The organism is Polyangium sp. y55x31 (genome assembly GCF_029946505.1).
Classification (GTDB): domain Bacteria; phylum Myxococcota_A; class Polyangia; order Polyangiales; family Polyangiaceae; genus Polyangium.
Genome location: NZ_JARZHG010000065.1, coordinates 21,594 through 36,204, shown reverse-complemented (window position 1 = coordinate 36,204; position 14,611 = coordinate 21,594). Strand labels below are relative to the sequence as shown.

Here is a 14,611-nt window from a genome sequence, read left to right as displayed (position 1 = left end):
GGCGGCGCGGGCGGCGCGGGTGGTGCCGGCGGCGCGGGCGGCGCGGCCACGGGCGGCAGCGACGGCGGCGTGGGCGAATCCGGGAGCTGCGATTGCTCCGTGCCTGGACAAACCGCGCCCGCGGGCGGCGCGACGGCGGCCTTCGGGCTCCTCGCGCTCGCGGCGCTCCGGGGCGCGCGGCGCCGCGGTCGTTAATCCTTGCCGGATCACCTCCGCGGCGTGGCACATTGATTGCCACACCAAAGAATACCGCCGTGGGCCGAATCACCGGTCCGAGGCGAATCGCGGAGGATACATGCGGTCTCGCCTTTCCCGCTCCTCGCTCGCCCTCGTCGCGCCCTTCTTCCTCGTCGCCTGTGGGCTCGTCGCCTGCGGCGACGAGGTGACGCCCATCCGCTGCGAAGGGCCGAGCTGTTCGGAGCCCTGGCTCGAACCGCTCGAAGCGCCCCGGGTCGAAAAGCTCGATCTCCTGCTCGCCCTGGACAATTCGCGCTCGATGGCCGACAAGCAAGCGCTGCTCGCGAGCGCGGTGCCCGACCTCGTCCTCCGCCTCGTGAACCCGCCTTGCGTCAGCGCCGAAGGCGCGCCGCCCGAGCAGCCGGACCATCCCCTCGATCCTTGCCCGGCGGGCACCCGGCGCGTCATGCCTCCCGTGCTCGACATCCACATCGGCGTGCTCAGCTCGAGCATCGGCGGGCACGGCGCGGATGGCTGTCCCGACCTCGTGCCCGACGAAAAAGCCTGCGCGGGCCATTCCAGCACGACGAACACGACGAACAACGACAAGGGCCACCTCGTCGCGCGCCTCGACGCCTGCGGCGGCGCGGCCGCGCCGACCTACGAGGACCGCGGATTTCTGGCCTGGGATCCGGCGCAAACGCTCGCGCCGCCCGGCGAGGGCGACCTCGTCACGCTCGGCGCGTCGCTCCGGGACATGGTCGTCGGCGTCGGGCCGCTCGGCTGCGAGTACGAATCGCAGCTCGAGGGCGTGTATCGATTCCTCGTCGATCCCGATCCCTACGCGTCGATCTCCGTCGTCGCCAACCGCGCCACGCCCGAGGGCACGGATACGGCTCTCCTGGAGCAGCGCAAGGCATTCCTGCGGCCCGATTCGATGCTCGCGATCGTGATGCTCTCGGACGAGAACGATTGCTCCATCAAGGAATACGGGCAGTTCTATTACGTCGGAATGGGGAAACGCCCGGACGGGACGGACGTGCGGATGCCGCGTGCGCGAGAGGAATGCGCGATCGATCCGAACGATCCTTGCTGCAAATCCTGTGGCCAGGATCCGGGCAGTTGTCCCGAGGAGGCAGCGTGCATGGGACCCGACGGCCAGCCCGCACAGCTCGCGCCCGAGGAGGACGCCCCAAACCTCCGATGCTGGGATCAGAAGCGCCGTTTCGGCATCGATTTCCTCTACCCGGTGGATCGATACGTGAAGGCCTTCTCGTCGCACGAGATCCAGGACCGCGCGGGGAACATCGTTTCGAATCCCATTTTCATGGACCTCGATCCGGACGACGACGTCTGGCAGATCCGCGACCCCGAGGACGTGTTTTTCGCGGGCATCGTCGGCGTACCCTGGCAGGACGTCGCGCGGGATCCGACGGACCTCGGGAAGGGCCTGAAGAACGCGGCCGAGCTCGCCGCGCCGATCGACGCGATTGGCGCCACGACCTGGGACGTGATCCTCGGCGACCCCACGAAATACGTCAGGCCGCTCGATCCGCTGATGATCGAGTCCGTCGAGAAGCGCACGGGGACGAACCCGATCACGGGCGCCGCCCTGGTCGACGCGAATGCCCCGCAGGAAAACCCCATCAACGGACGCGAGCGGACGATCGCCGGAGACGACCTGCAATACACGTGTATCTTCCCCCTGCCGGAAGGGCAGGCGCGCGATTGCACGGACGAAAACCTCGCCGGGTGTGATTGCAAGGCAAGCGCCAGCGACAATCCCCTCTGCGCGCCCAACCCCGCGAGCGGCGGCGCGCCGACGTTGCAGGTCCGCGCGAAGGCCTATCCGAGCCTCCGGCAGCTCGCGGTGCTGAAAGGTCTCGGCGAGCAGGCCGTCGTGGCCTCGGTTTGTCCGGCGAGCATCGAGGACACGGGCGGGCCCGGCGCCGGCTATCGCCCGGCCGTGGACGCGCTCCACGCGCGGATGACGGCGGCCTTCGAAAAGACCTGCTTGCCGCGGAGCCTCGAAGCCGATGCAGAGGGCGGCGTGGCGTGTACGGTATTCGAAGCGCGGAACGTGGGGGGCGGCGCGTGCACGTGTGATCCGTCGGAGGGGCGGGCCGACGTCCTCCCCGAGCACAGCGCGCTCACCTCCAGCATCTGGGACGACCCACGCGCGGCGAGCGAGGCGTGGGATTGCGTCTGCATGATGCTCCAGGCCGAGGCAGGCGCGGCGCGGACGGCTTGCCAGGAAGACGTCTCGGATCCGCCTCTCGCCGAGGGCAATCCCGTCCACGGATGGTGTTACGTCGACGCCGCGACATCGCCGCCGCTCGGAAACCCGGAGCTCGTCTCGGCCTGCCCGGAAAGTCGAAAAAGGCGGATTCGCTTCGCCGGCAGCAGCGGGGACGGCGCAATGTTCATCTCCTGCTCCGGAAATTGAGTCGGCCTTGAGGCCCCGCGCGGGCCCTGATACGGTCCGCACGTGCGGATCCTCTCGCTCCTCGTCGCCACGATTCCCCTCGTCTCCCTCGCCGCGTGCGGCGCGTCGCCGGGCCACGTCGCGCCCGGGCCTCCGGGTCCGCCGCCCGGGGAGGAGGCCGTGTGCAGCCCGCTCCCGGACAAACCCGGAAGCCAGCGCCTCGTGGCCCTGCCCGCCGCCGAGCGCGAGGCGTTGGAGAAGCGGCTCGAAGAGGGGCCCGTCGCCGTGAAGCTCGCAGGGTGCAAGCTCGTGGTCGTGCCGGCATGCGAGCTACGCGCCTCGGCGCAGTACAGGGCCGAGCCGGAGGACGGATCGTTCACGTTGTCGAACGAAGCGGACGTCGAGCGCGAAGTGCCGCTCGGCAAGGGTCGGCTCGGCGCGGTCGTGAGCGGCGGGCGCACGCTCCGGGTGAAGCTCGCGCAAGCGGGTCGATTCACGTTCGGCGGCGCGACCGCGACCCCCGAGGCCACAGAGGCGTGCAAAGAGGCGACGCACGTCGTTCGTGGATATACGATCGGCGCATTCGAGGTGGCCGAGTCGGCGTCCGGCACCCCGGTGGAAAAGGCCGGCGACACGGAGGCTTGTGGGAAGGGCGCGGCGAATGCGACGACGCCGCCCGCCGGCTGCGGCGCGCTCGTATCGATTGACCTCGTGGGGCTGAATCTGGGGGCGGACGACGACGTGGACGTGGACAGGGTCGAGATAAAGCAGCCGCCGGCCCCGATCACCGGAGAGGCGGCGAGGGGCGACGAGGCGTCCGAGGGCTCCGTGGGCGGCGTCGACCGCAGTGCGCCGTCGCGGGGCCCGTCCCCCGGGAAAGAAGGGGGCAAACCCAAGCCCGGGAAGCATTGCGCGCCCGACGATCCGCTCTGCGCCTATTGATTCGCCCTCGCGGCGATCACTTGCCTGGCGAGAGCTTCTTCCGCACCGCGGCCGCGCGCTTCAGAGACGGCAAATCGGGGTCCGCGCGAGGCCAGAACGCAGCGAGCGTGTCGAGCGTCGAAAGGGCCTCCGCCTTGGCGTCGCGTTTCGCCTGGAGCTCCGCCAGCCGAACGAAAGCGTCGGCGACGTAGGGCCCGCAGAGCAGGTGCATGTCGAACACGCGTTTCGCGCATTTCTCGCGCTCGGCGAGGATCTTTCCGTAGGCGCGCTCGGCCTCGTCGAGCTTGCCCCGGAGCTCGAAGGAGCGTGCTTGCAGGTGCATCCGCCGGAATCGCGGGAAATTCCCGCGCGCCTCGGGCGTGTCCGGAATGACGACGTCCTCTTTCCGGGCGACGGCGACGGCATAGACGAGCTCGTCATTTCCACCGGACGCGAGGCGCTTGAGCTCGGCGAGCTCGCCCTCGGCACGCGCGAAATCGCCCTTCTCCAGCGCGACCATGCCCTTCAGGCCCTTCAGCATGATCTTCGCCCTCGCCTCGTCGGTCTTCGCGAGCCCAAAACCCTCCCAAACATTCGAAACCTTGCCGAACTTCGCCTCCGCCTGGTCGAAGCGGCCGAGCACCACGTCGCTGTAGGCAGGCAAGAGCACGCAGCGGAGGAGGGTGCCTTGTTTGCCTTTCTCCACGGCGAACGCGGCGGCCTCTTCGAGCAAGGCGTCGGCCTCGCGCGCGCGTCCCTCGCGCAGGAGCACGAGCGGGTGCGTACACATGAACGCGAGCCGATCGTCGGCGTTTTTCGTGTCGAGCAAGGTCTGGCGCTCGCGCGGAAACAGCGCCTCGTCTTCGCTCTTCCCCGTCGAAAGGAGCGAAAACGCGTAGGTCACGTGCGCCAAAAAGGGCCCTCGCCGGGCGATCGCCTGCTCGAGATCCACCCTCGCCGCGGCGGTGTCGCCCATGCGCATCCGCACCATCCCGCGCTGCGCCACGATCCAGGGGGAAGCGCCCTGGATTTCGAGCGCCTTCCCCGCCTCCGAGAGCGCCTCGGGGAGCTTGCCCGAATCCATGTAGAGCCAGGATTCGAGGACATGGGTGAGCGCGTGCCGGCCGTCGATTGCGCGCGCCGCTTCGTATCGGGCGATGCCCTCCGACACGGTCCCCCGATACATGAAATAATAAGCGACGAACAGATGTGCCAAGAAAAACTTCGGGTGCTTGGCCCGGAACGCCTCCCATGCCGCGAGCCCCTTCGCGGCGTCCTCGTCCGACATGTCGAGGATCCCCATCAGCTCGGCATCGCGGCCCGTGGCCCCGCGGGCGAGGCCAATCGCCTCGTCGAGCTCGCGGGTCGAGTCCTCGAAATGCTTCTGCAGCGCGGCGACGATGGCGAGCCCGACGTGGGGCCAAGGCTCGCGCGGCGCCTTGTCCCGCACCGTGAGCAGGGCCGTCTCCGCGCCGTATACGTCCGCCTGGAGCAGGCTCTCCATCCCGTGCCGGAACTCGGCCTGGAGGGCAGGATCCTGCGAGATCCTCGGGATCAGGTCCTCCTCGGCCGGGGCGGCGGACGCGCTCACCGCGACGTCCGCGGACGGCTTCGACCCGGAGGTCCCCTTCGAACCCAGCCAAACCCCGACCCCGCCAATCGAAAGCGCCGCGGCCCCGAGGACCGGGAAAAGCCAGCCGGGCCGCGCTTTTTTTGGTACAGCAACGGGTTTTTCCTGGCTCACGGCCGCCGCGGCCTCGCCCGCCGCAGCCTTTTCCTCGGCCTCCCCTGCCCCTTCGGCCGGGCGCGGCGCGGACGACGGCTTGCGCGACCCCGGCCCGGACGGGCGTTTGTCCCCGCCGGCCACGAGCGCCCCGACATCGGCGTCGAGCGACGGAAACGCGGCCACGAGCGCCTTGCTCTTCACCACGTCGCCGCTCGCGTAATCGAGGTATTCGGCCGCGTTGCGATATCCATTGAAGAAGAGCGCCCGCTCCCGCTCCTCGCCGCCCTCGAACAGCACCCACGGGTGGAGCGACGCGAAATGGCCGTCCTTCCGCAGATACACGCGGCCCGGTAGAATGTCCTCCCCCGCCTGCGCCTCGCCCTCGCGCTCGGACGCGAGGCCTTCGAGCCGCACGATCTGCGCCTTTCGGTCACCGTCGGCGCCAATCTCCACCTTCTCCACGAACACCAGCACGGCATCCGACGGGAAAAACACCCCGGCGCGCCACGCGGGTTCGATCGCTTCCAGAAAGACCCGCGCCGCCTCCTGATTGAACGCGTCGTTCCGCGTGGATCCGTGCCCGATGACCTTGTTCCGGTACGCCGGAAGGAGCGCGAGCAGCTTCTGCGCGTTCGTCGATTTCGGCGCCTGCCGGCTGTCGGTCCCGACCTCCGCGAGGAGGGCGTGCAGCGCGAGAAGCGCCGGATCCGTGAGGCTCCCCGGCCGCGGCGGCATCGCCTTCACCCAGTGCCCCGTCGAGGGCATGCCGAGCGTGCTCACATCCGCGGGCGGCTCGGCGGCCACCGTGAGGCGGATGCTCGCCTCCCAGGCGTAATACGAAGCGAGGTGCTTCCGGGTCGGGTCCGTGGCGTTGCGCGCGCGTCGAACGAGCGCCGCAATCGGCAGCGGCAGGGGCGGGGCGGCCATCGCCGGCCACGCTAGCACGGTAGGCCAGCGCCACGGAACGCGCTTTCGCCGTCTGCGCGGGCCGAGCCGTCGCTTCCGCCTTCCGCGCCGCGACGCATCCGGGTTACGATGATTGCTCCGAGGTCCTCGCCATGAAACGACGCGCGGATGAGCGCGAAGAAACCCGCGCGCCGCGTCTTTTGCGCCAGCCCTTTTATTGCGAGGAGAACGTCTGGCAACTCTGCCGGGACCCCGCGCTCGCACACCTCCGGCGCGACGTGGTGTTCATCTCGAACGCGGAGCGCGCCTGTCCCATGTGGTACCAGAAGGCAGGCCGGGGCAAACCCATCGTCTGGGATTACCACGTCGTCCTGCTCGTCCGGGATCCCCTGGAGATCTGGGACGTCGACTGCACCCTCGGCGTACCCCTGCCCGCGATGGAGTGGCTGCGCGCAAGCTTCCACCCGGGCGTACCATCGCCGTACTTGCCCTCGTTCCGCGTCGTCCCGGCCGATCTCTTCGTGGAGACGTTCGCCTCGGACCGCTCACACATGCACCTGCCGGACGGTACGTTCCGTAAACCACCGCCGCCGTGGCCGCCGATCGGTGAGCCAGGCGCCGCTGCGAACCTGATGTCGTTCGTCGACATGACGCAGCCGTTCCACGGCGAAGTGCTCTCGCTTGCCGCGTTCGCCGCGCGCGTCGGCTAGCCAAGGGCCGCGGTGTCGGTATATGCTCCCGCGCCAGGCAGTTCGGTCCCCGTAAGACAGCGATGGGTACAGACGATCGTGACGACGGACGACGAGATTGGCCGCCCCCGAGCGCGGGGCCGCCGAGCGACGCCGGTCTGCGCGAAGCCGTCACCATGCTGCGGCGCCTGCGCGCCGGGGATCTCGTGTTCCCGAGCCGCGAGCGCGGAGGGCTCGTCGGCGAGATCCTCCGCGAGATCGAGGCCCTCGGCAGCAAGGTCCTCACCGAACGCAAGTCCGAAGACGAGCGAATCGCCACGCTGACGAACGTGGTCGTGCAGCTCGCAGCGCTGAACTTCGAGGCCCGCGCCTCCATCAGCACCTCGAACGACAAGCTCGACGGGATCGCAGCAGGGCTCAACATGCTGCGCGAGGAGCTGCAAAGCTCGACAGTCTCGCGCGCCTACCTCGACAGCGTCTTCGCCTCGATGGCAGACGCGCTCGTCGTCGTCGACGCCGCAGGGCTCGTGCGAACCGTGAACCGCGCGACGACGGAGCTGCTCGGCTTCAGCGATCGCGAGCTCATCGGCAAGCCCGTGAGCACGCTCTTCCTGGAAGAGCACGATCCAGCGCAGATCCTCGCGCTCCACGGGCACGAGATGCAGTGCCTGACGAAGTCGGGCACAGTCCTCGAGGCCTCGGTGTCGACCTCGCCGCTCCAGAACGGCAGCGCGATCGAAGGTTTCGTGTGCGTTCTGCGCGACATCACGGATCGGAAGCGCGCCGAAGAAGAGCGCATGCGCCTCGAGGAAGCGATCCGAGCGAAGAACGATCTCATCCGGACGATGAGCACGCCGCTCATCCCGATCACCGACGAGATCGTGGTGATGCCACTCGTGGGTACACTCGATCAGGAGCGCGCCGATCAGGTGATCGAAAGCCTCCTGCGAGGCATCGCGACGATCCAGCCGCGCGTCGCGATCCTCGACATCACAGCAGTACCGGTGGTGGACGCGGACGTGGCGAACGCGCTCGTCCGCGCAGCACACGCGGCGCGTATGCTCGGCGTGGACGTGGTCCTCACGGGCCTGCGCGCCGAAGTGGCGAAAACCCTCGTCGACATGGGGCTCGATTTGCCCGGTGTCAGGACGTGCAGCACGCTGAAGAGCGGCATTGCGCTCTCGATGAACCGCAAGGCACAGAAGGCCGAGGCTCCCAGGAGGAGTTCATAATGGTTTCGAGCGACGTTCCGGTCGAGATAGTGACGCGAGGAGCCGTGCTTTCGTACGATCCGCGCGGATTCGTCAAAAAGGTGACGAAGGACGGAGCGGAATACACGCTGCAGGACGCCGAAGAGGATTTCGAGGCGGCCAAAAAGCTCGGCGGCGGACAGCCGCGCCCCCTGCTCGTCGACGAACGAGGCCTGCGCGGCGCAGACCACGCAGTGCGCAAATTCTGGGTGAGCCCCGACGTCCCGGCCGTGTGTAAATGCGTCGCAGTCATCACGGGCAGCTCGCCGGTGAGCAACATGATCGGCAACTTCGTGATCACCGTCTCGAAGCCCGCCGTCCCGACGAAGCTCTTCGCCTCGGAGCAAGCCGCAATGCCATGGATCGAGTGGTTCCTCGACGACGACCACGATAGCCCGCCGCCCTCGATCCGGTTCCGCTGAGGGAATTTTACAGGGAAGCGTATCGCCGGGGTTTCACCCCGGGCCCGACCAGGGGCTCTTCGCCCCTGGACCCGAACCAGGGCGCAGCCCTGGACCGAGGGTGCATCGACCGCGATGCGGTCGATGCCAAAGGTTGAGCGCCTGGCCGCCTGTCATTCCAATCGCCGTGCCTCCTCCGCGTGCTTTCGGGCCGCCTCGACGCAAGCCTCGCGTTTCGTGAAAAACGCCGGCCACGGGCCCGTGGGCGTATGTTCGAAATGGAGGCCGGCGAGCGCGCGATTGATCCGGGGAATCTCGGCCGTGAGGGCATCCGCGGGGCAGGCCGCGCAGGCGGGGAGCGGCTCGCCTTCGGCCGGTCCCCTCCGCCCACGGGCGACCGCAATCCCGAAGCGATGCGCTGCGTCCTTGGACCAAAGCTTCGCCCCGCGGTGCGTGCACCGCTCGCAAGCGCCCACGCCGCCGTCGGTCTCCGCGCACGGGCGCTCCTCGTACACCGTGCACACGGCCTGCGCGGAGACGGGCGTCGCGCCATAAAGGATCGCATCGTCGCGAATCTCGAAGAGCGCGCCGGGCGGAGAAAACGCCGATCCAATCGCTGCCATCGATTCGGTTTTCCGGCCGCGCGCGTCCGTCTCGATCGTTCGCCTGTGCGGCCCAGAGAAGGTGACATTCCGGTCGAGCACGAGATTCTCGAAGGAGCCCGAGCGCGTGAGCGTCGGGCGGCCCTCACCGCCGTCGAGCGGGATCTCGGCCTGAAGGGTGTCGGGCTGCACCTCGAATACGACACGCCGGCAAAGCCTCGGCGGCGACGCGGCGCCATGCTGGAGCAGCTCTTCGGGAACGAAAAGCGCGAGCGTTGGGCCGGCCTTCGAGAACCTCGAAAAGTCCACCGGCGTCGTGCCGCTGCGGAGGTCGTTCAATTCGGGCAGCCGCGCGCGGGCATAGGCCAGGCGCTCGGCCTCGGGAAGTGCCGCGATGCGCGCGAGCTCGGGATCCTCGGCCGTGGTCGCCTTCGCGGTGGCGAGCGCGGGAGGTTCGGCATCACGGGCGTCGGCAACCGCGTCCACGGGCCCCGCGTCCTCCACGAGCGGGGCCGTGTGTCCCACGCTCGGGGACGGCGCACCGGCGCAAGCCGCGACGGCGGCGGCCACGAGCGTGAGAGCGGCGAAAAGCGGCGGTAGGGAAGTACGCATGCCCGAGGCGGAGGGTAACCGCGATCGCCGCCGGGCGCGAGGAGGACCGACGTGCTCAGCCGGAAAGAAGCGCCTGCACGAGCTTGCCGAACCGGTGCACGAAGAAGCCAAGGGCGGCGACGAAGCCGAGCGAGAGGAGCGCCACGCGCGCGGCGAGGGGCCGCGAAAAGGTTTGTCGCCGCCAGAAGGCCTTGATGCGCCCGGGCAAACGCACGGCGAGCTCGACGAGCGAGGTGCGCGGTTTTCCCGCGGCGGCGCGATTGCGTCCGGCGCGCCGGTAGAGGAACGAGCCGATCCCCGCGAAGAAGGCGAGCACGAAGGCAAACTTCAGCGGGAGCAGGAGGTAGCCCCGGACGAACGGGACGCGGGCGCGGACGACGGTGCCGGGGCCGACCCAGTACCGCACGTGCGACTTTTCCGTGCTCGCGGCAATGAGCTCGGTCCACGTGGGCGCGACGGCGGGGGCTTCGCGCCTTTCGCCTTCCTCGGATTCGTTCCAGCGCACCGCGCGCTTCAAATGCGGCGGTTTGTGCCAGCTCGCGGCGCCGGCGTAGACCTCGGCGGGGACGTCGGTCCGGAGGTCCATGTATTCATTGTGGGCCGGCAGATGGAGACGCCACCGCAATGCGGCCACGCCGAGGTCGAGCGCAGGAAGCGCGACCTCGGGCGCGCCGAGGAGCCCGAGCGGAGGGAGGCTCGATTCGAGGACGATGTCGAGCGTGATGGGCTCCTCGTGATCGGCGCCGCGCGAGCGTTGCAGCGGCAAGAGGAGTTTCCCGTCCTCGCCGCGGCTCGGCCGCGCGGGCTCGCCGTCGAGGCGGACGGCGCGGACCTCGGTGTTCGGCGGCAAGCCGAGCGCGAGGCTCGGGCGAGAGGCATTACGAAGGACGACGCGCAGGTCCGTGACGAGCTTGCCCTCGGCCGCGAGGACACTCGTGGCCTCGACGACATCGATCGCGCCCTCTTCGAGCTCCTGCTCGGGCAAACGCTCGACGGAGAGCCCGAGCGCGGGCGACGCCGCGTGATAACGGTACGCGTCGAGGATCGGGCTCACCGCGCTCGCGCGTGCCTCGGTCGGGAGCTCGGGGACGGCGACGGCCACGAGGCCCTCGCGCGAGGTCTCGCTGATACGCAGCTTGCCGGGGACCTCGACGGCGAGCCAGCCGTGCTCGCGCTCGACGCCGAGGCAATGCGGGAGGCGCGCCATCACGCGATCCTTGCCGGCGCCGCCGCGCAGGCGCAGGCGGAGCGAGAGCTCGTAGGTGCCCTCGATCGGGAAGGCGGTCTCGCCGCGAAGGAGGATTCCGTCGTCTTTGCGTTCGGTCGTGGAATGGAAAGCGCCCTCGCCCTCCGCGGAGACGACCTCGACGCCGTCGGGGAGCGCGACCTCGAACGATTGCATCGCGCCGCGGAGAATGGTGTAACGGACGACGGTGAAGAGCTCGACGGCGCGCTCGTCGATGCTGAGGAGAGAGACGGTCTCGGCGACGGCGCGCGCGGCGCCCGGGGTTTCGACGCCGCCGACGTCGCGGAAGCCGACGACGCGGATCTCGGTCGTGGGCGCGAGCGTGGCGCGCGCAGTGGTGCCGCCGCGCTCGGGGCGGACCTCGCTCACGACGGCGCCGTCGAAGCGGGGCGAGAGGCCCTCCGAGGGGAGGCGAATCGCCACGCGCGTGCTCGGCGTGCGCGCCGACCGAAATGCGTATTCGATGGATCCACGCCCGCCGCGCGGGCCCACGAGGAGCGAGAGCTCGACGGTCACGACGCCTTTGCGATCGGTGACCCAGACGTGATACCCGGGCCTGCGCGTCACGCCGATGGGCTCGCCGTCCGCGGTGGCCGAGACGAGCGCGACGTCGTCGCCCACGAGCGGCACGAATTTGAGGCCGTCGCCGGCGAGCGTGACGACGAGTTTTTCCCGGAGCGCGAGCACACCGCCCTCGACCTCGCCGTCGTACGACGCGGCGCCGAGGACCACGGGCGCCGCCGCGAACGTCGCGCGGGTCTTCCGAATGCGCGCCGCGCGGCGGGCGAGATCCGTGTATTCGGCGAGCGGCACGGTCGCGGTGCCGCCTTCCGCGGCGGGTTCGGCTTCGTTCGCCTCGGGCTTCGCCTGGCCCTCGCCCTTTGGAGGCGCGTTGAGCTTCATGACCTCGTCGAATTGCGTCGTGGGGGCCTCGGGCGACGTTTTCGCTTCGCCCTCTTCGCCCTCGCTCCCCTTCCCTTCCTCGCTCCCCTCGCCTTCGGCCGCCTGGGCTTCTTCCGACGCCTGTTCGCCCTCGTCCTCTTCGGCCACGGCGTGCGTGGCCACGAGCGACGAGAGCACGAGCAGGAGAAACGCGAACAGTGCACCGGATCGATTACGTTGCATGACGAGACCTCCGCCGCTCCGCGAGGATCCGCAGGCGGAACCACACGCCGGACAAGAGCACGAGCGCGGCCAGGGAAAGGAGCATCGGGCGAGCGGCGAGCTCGCCGAGGAGCCAGGAAAAACCCGCGGCCGCGACGAGCCTGCGGGCGGTGATCGCCCGGAAGAAGAGCCACGGCGCGCGGGCGAAGGCGCGCGCGAGGCGACGAACGCGGGGCCACGCGCGACGCGCGAGCACGAGGAGGAGCGCGAGATCGAGGCCCCAGAGGATCCGGCGGTGAATGCCGGGGATGAAATGGGCGAGGCAAAGGACGAGGACGAGCGTGACGGCGAGCGCAATCAGGGGCGCGCGCCCCCGGCGGCGAAGCGCGATGGCCGCCGCGACGAACACGGCCGCGAGTGCGCCATGCCGGACCCAGGAGAGCAGGCCATTCGACGCGTAAACGACGGTGATCTCGGGGACCTCGCGGCCGAGGAGGATGCGGCGGAAGCGATATCGCTCGCCGACCAGGGGGAACTCGGTCAGCGCGGCGAAAGGCTCGCCGCCGCCCGTGGCCTCGTCGTTGTAGATGGCGCGGCGCTTCTGGAGGATGTTTTCATACCCGCCCGCCGACGCGGTCGAGACGCCGAGCGCCGATTGCAGATACCATTGCAGACGGCGGAACGGGTCGTATTTGATGCGGGAGGCTTGCCGGAGGTTACCCCGGAATTCGAGGGGCTCGTGCGAAGACGGGAGGTAGACGTGCCAGACGGCCTTCGTGGTGTCGACGTCGAGGCCGGGGAGGCGGAGTTTTTCCAGGCCAAACGCGCCGAGGGCGTGGAGGGGGCGCTCGTAGGCGACCTCGATGACGAAAAACGCTTCTTTCGTGGCCTCGGCCGCAGGCGGAATCTCGAGGCGCGTGTCCTTCACGAGGGCGCCGCTCTCCGGGATGACGGCGCGGTTTTTCGCGAGGATCCGCTGCCACGCGGAGGGATCGGCATAATAGAGGTTCGCGACGTCGCTCAGGGTCTCGCCGGCGCGGACGACGTGAACGCGGGTCTGGTCCGCGGCGAGGCGCTCGCTCTGGCGCAGCGGCAGGAGCAGGCGCTGGCCGAGCAGGGCGGGACGGACCTCGCGGCCGTCGATGAACGAACGCAGCGGCCGCGCGCCCTCGGGCAAGGAGAGCTCGACGTATTGCCGGCCGTCATTGCGAATCCGGAGCGCGATCTTCGTGCGCTCGGTGCCGTCGCCGAGGACGACCGTGGAAGCCGAGAGCTCGTCCACGACTGTACGCGCGAGCTCGAGCTCGGGCAAGGGCGAGGCCGAAAGCACGATTCGCGGCGCCTTCTCGAATCGATAGCCAAAAAGCACGGGCCCCGTGCCGAGCGCCTGGAGCTCTTCGGGGATCTCGCGCGGGGCGAGGCGCTCGGCGGCCTCGACACCACGCGGATCCAGGCGCAATCCCGGCGGACCGAGCACGCCTAGCGAGCCCACGGTGGGAATGGGCGCGGATGGGAGGGGCATCACGAGCTCGATGGGCGCCTGCGGCTGGTTCGCGAGCTGGAAATCGACGCGAATTTGCGCCTCGTCGGCGACGAGGTGGCGGAGGAGGACGACGAGGACGCGGCCCTCCTTTTCGTCGGCGAGGGGATGCCATTGCAGGACGGCGTCGCCCTCCACACGCAGGACCTCCACGCCTTGCGGCAAGGAGAGCCGGAGCGTGTCGGTTTCACCTTCGAGGACGTGGAGATCGATCCGGCTCTGGCCGGTGACGAGGGCCTCGCTGACGCGGAAAAGCGTGTGCTCGCGGGCCTCGATGCGGGCCTCGCCGCGCGGCTCGCTCGCCTTGCTCTGTTTCCAGGACAAACGCAGCTCGCCGCTCCCGTCGAGGTGGCCCGTGACGACGGTGTCGCCGCCTTGCTCGGTGAACGAGGCGAGCGCGCCGCCAGCGAGCGTCGGCGTGATGCCCCGCTCGGCAATACGAGCTTCGAGCGCGACCGGGCCGCCCTCGGGGAGCGAGAGGTCGAGCGTGCGGGTGAATCGCTCGGTCTCGCGTCCCCAGTGGAAATCGACGGTGAGCTCGTGGCGGCCGGGTTGATCGAGCGGGAGGGCATATCGCTCGCCGTCTTCGAGGAGCGCGGCAGGTTCGCCGTCGAGCGTGACCTCGCCGAGGACGGCGCGATGATCGAGGACGGGGACGCGGACGGGGCCGCCGGGCAGGACGTCGAAGCGAGCAACGAGGCGGCCGGTCCAGAGGCCTTTGCGGAAGCGGCCCTCGATTCGCCGCGAGACCCAGAGCACGCCCTCGGCGGCGTGATGCGGTGGCGCCGGCGCGGCGATCTGATCTTCGAGGGCGCGCCACCGTGATAACGGTAAAGTTACGGTGCCTTTGGATTCTTTCGATTCTGGCGGCGCGGCGGCCGCGAGGGCGCCGAGGCCAAGGACGAAGAGAAACACCGCGAGAAAGAGGATGGCGTCACGCGGGCGTCGCATGGGGGCGCGAAACGCCGAACGAACGAAGCGCATTCCAGGGACGAACCCCGGGGCGGCTTGA

10 protein-coding genes are annotated in these 14,611 nt (G+C 69.5%); 6 read left to right on the top strand and 4 right to left on the bottom strand.

Annotation, left to right across the window (positions count from 1 at the left end; genetic code table 11):
• From QHF84_RS48760 to QHF84_RS48750, 3 genes are all read left to right on the top strand, one after another.
• Nucleotides 1-195: MYXO-CTERM sorting domain-containing protein (locus tag QHF84_RS48760; RefSeq protein ID WP_281320527.1), on the top strand; the 195-nt coding region annotated here is incomplete at its 5' end.
• A gap of 100 nt (nucleotides 196-295) precedes the next feature.
• The gene (locus QHF84_RS48755; protein WP_281320526.1) at nucleotides 296-2,623 is read left to right on the top strand and encodes a hypothetical protein; all 2,328 of its coding nucleotides are present in this window, start codon (nucleotides 296-298) and stop codon (nucleotides 2,621-2,623) included.
• 42 nt (nucleotides 2,624-2,665) lie between these two features.
• On the top strand, nucleotides 2,666-3,544 hold the full coding sequence (locus QHF84_RS48750; RefSeq protein WP_281320525.1) for a hypothetical protein: 879 nt from the start codon (nucleotides 2,666-2,668) through the stop codon (nucleotides 3,542-3,544).
• 16 nt (nucleotides 3,545-3,560) lie between these two features.
• Here the strand turns inward: QHF84_RS48750 and QHF84_RS48745 are convergent, their stop codons facing one another.
• A complete protein-coding gene (locus tag QHF84_RS48745; protein ID WP_281320524.1) occupies nucleotides 3,561-6,176 on the bottom strand; it encodes a hypothetical protein in 2,616 nt (871 codons plus the stop codon).
• Between the two features lie 131 nt (nucleotides 6,177-6,307).
• Here QHF84_RS48745 and QHF84_RS48740 point away from each other — a divergent pair, with 131 nt between their 5' ends.
• From QHF84_RS48740 to QHF84_RS48730, 3 genes are all read left to right on the top strand, one after another.
• Complete coding sequence (locus QHF84_RS48740) at nucleotides 6,308-6,865, top strand: hypothetical protein (protein WP_281320523.1); 558 nt, start codon at nucleotides 6,308-6,310, stop codon at nucleotides 6,863-6,865.
• Nucleotides 6,866-6,927: 62 nt separating this feature from the next.
• Nucleotides 6,928-8,076, top strand: coding sequence for a PAS domain S-box protein (locus QHF84_RS48735; RefSeq protein ID WP_281320522.1), 1,149 nt, complete (start codon nucleotides 6,928-6,930; stop codon nucleotides 8,074-8,076).
• Nucleotides 8,077-8,120: 44 nt separating this feature from the next.
• Nucleotides 8,121-8,516 (top strand): hypothetical protein, encoded by a 396-nt coding sequence (locus QHF84_RS48730; RefSeq protein ID WP_281320521.1) that lies wholly within the window; start codon nucleotides 8,121-8,123, stop codon nucleotides 8,514-8,516.
• Between the two features lie 152 nt (nucleotides 8,517-8,668).
• On the opposite strand, the gene QHF84_RS48725 is transcribed toward QHF84_RS48730, so the two are convergent.
• Genes QHF84_RS48725 through QHF84_RS48715 form a run of 3 tightly spaced genes read right to left on the bottom strand, consistent with a single transcriptional unit; the run spans nucleotide 8,669 to nucleotide 14,550 of the window.
• Nucleotides 8,669-9,709 (bottom strand): hypothetical protein, encoded by a 1,041-nt coding sequence (locus tag QHF84_RS48725; protein WP_281320520.1) that lies wholly within the window; start codon nucleotides 9,707-9,709, stop codon nucleotides 8,669-8,671.
• A 55-nt stretch (nucleotides 9,710-9,764) separates the two neighbouring features.
• Nucleotides 9,765-12,080 (bottom strand): hypothetical protein, encoded by a 2,316-nt coding sequence (locus QHF84_RS48720; protein WP_281320519.1) that lies wholly within the window; start codon nucleotides 12,078-12,080, stop codon nucleotides 9,765-9,767.
• The gene (locus QHF84_RS48715; protein WP_281320518.1) at nucleotides 12,070-14,550 is read right to left on the bottom strand and encodes a hypothetical protein; all 2,481 of its coding nucleotides are present in this window, start codon (nucleotides 14,548-14,550) and stop codon (nucleotides 12,070-12,072) included. The genes QHF84_RS48720 and QHF84_RS48715 overlap by 11 nt, the downstream gene beginning before the upstream one ends.
• Nucleotides 14,551-14,611: the final 61 nt, after the last annotated feature.

Coding starts and splice junctions, on each gene's coding strand:
- QHF84_RS48755 (WP_281320526.1), top strand. CDS start 296: ATGCGGTCTCGCCTTTCCCGCTCCTCGCTCGCCCTCGTCGCGCCCTTC.
- QHF84_RS48745 (WP_281320524.1), bottom strand. CDS start 6,176: ATGGCCGCCCCGCCCCTGCCGCTGCCGATTGCGGCGCTCGTTCGACGC.
- QHF84_RS48740 (WP_281320523.1), top strand. CDS start 6,308: ATGAAACGACGCGCGGATGAGCGCGAAGAAACCCGCGCGCCGCGTCTT.
- QHF84_RS48735 (WP_281320522.1), top strand. CDS start 6,928: ATGGGTACAGACGATCGTGACGACGGACGACGAGATTGGCCGCCCCCG.
- QHF84_RS48725 (WP_281320520.1), bottom strand. CDS start 9,709: ATGCGTACTTCCCTACCGCCGCTTTTCGCCGCTCTCACGCTCGTGGCC.
- QHF84_RS48720 (WP_281320519.1), bottom strand. CDS start 12,080: ATGCAACGTAATCGATCCGGTGCACTGTTCGCGTTTCTCCTGCTCGTG.
- QHF84_RS48715 (WP_281320518.1), bottom strand. CDS start 14,550: ATGCGACGCCCGCGTGACGCCATCCTCTTTCTCGCGGTGTTTCTCTTC.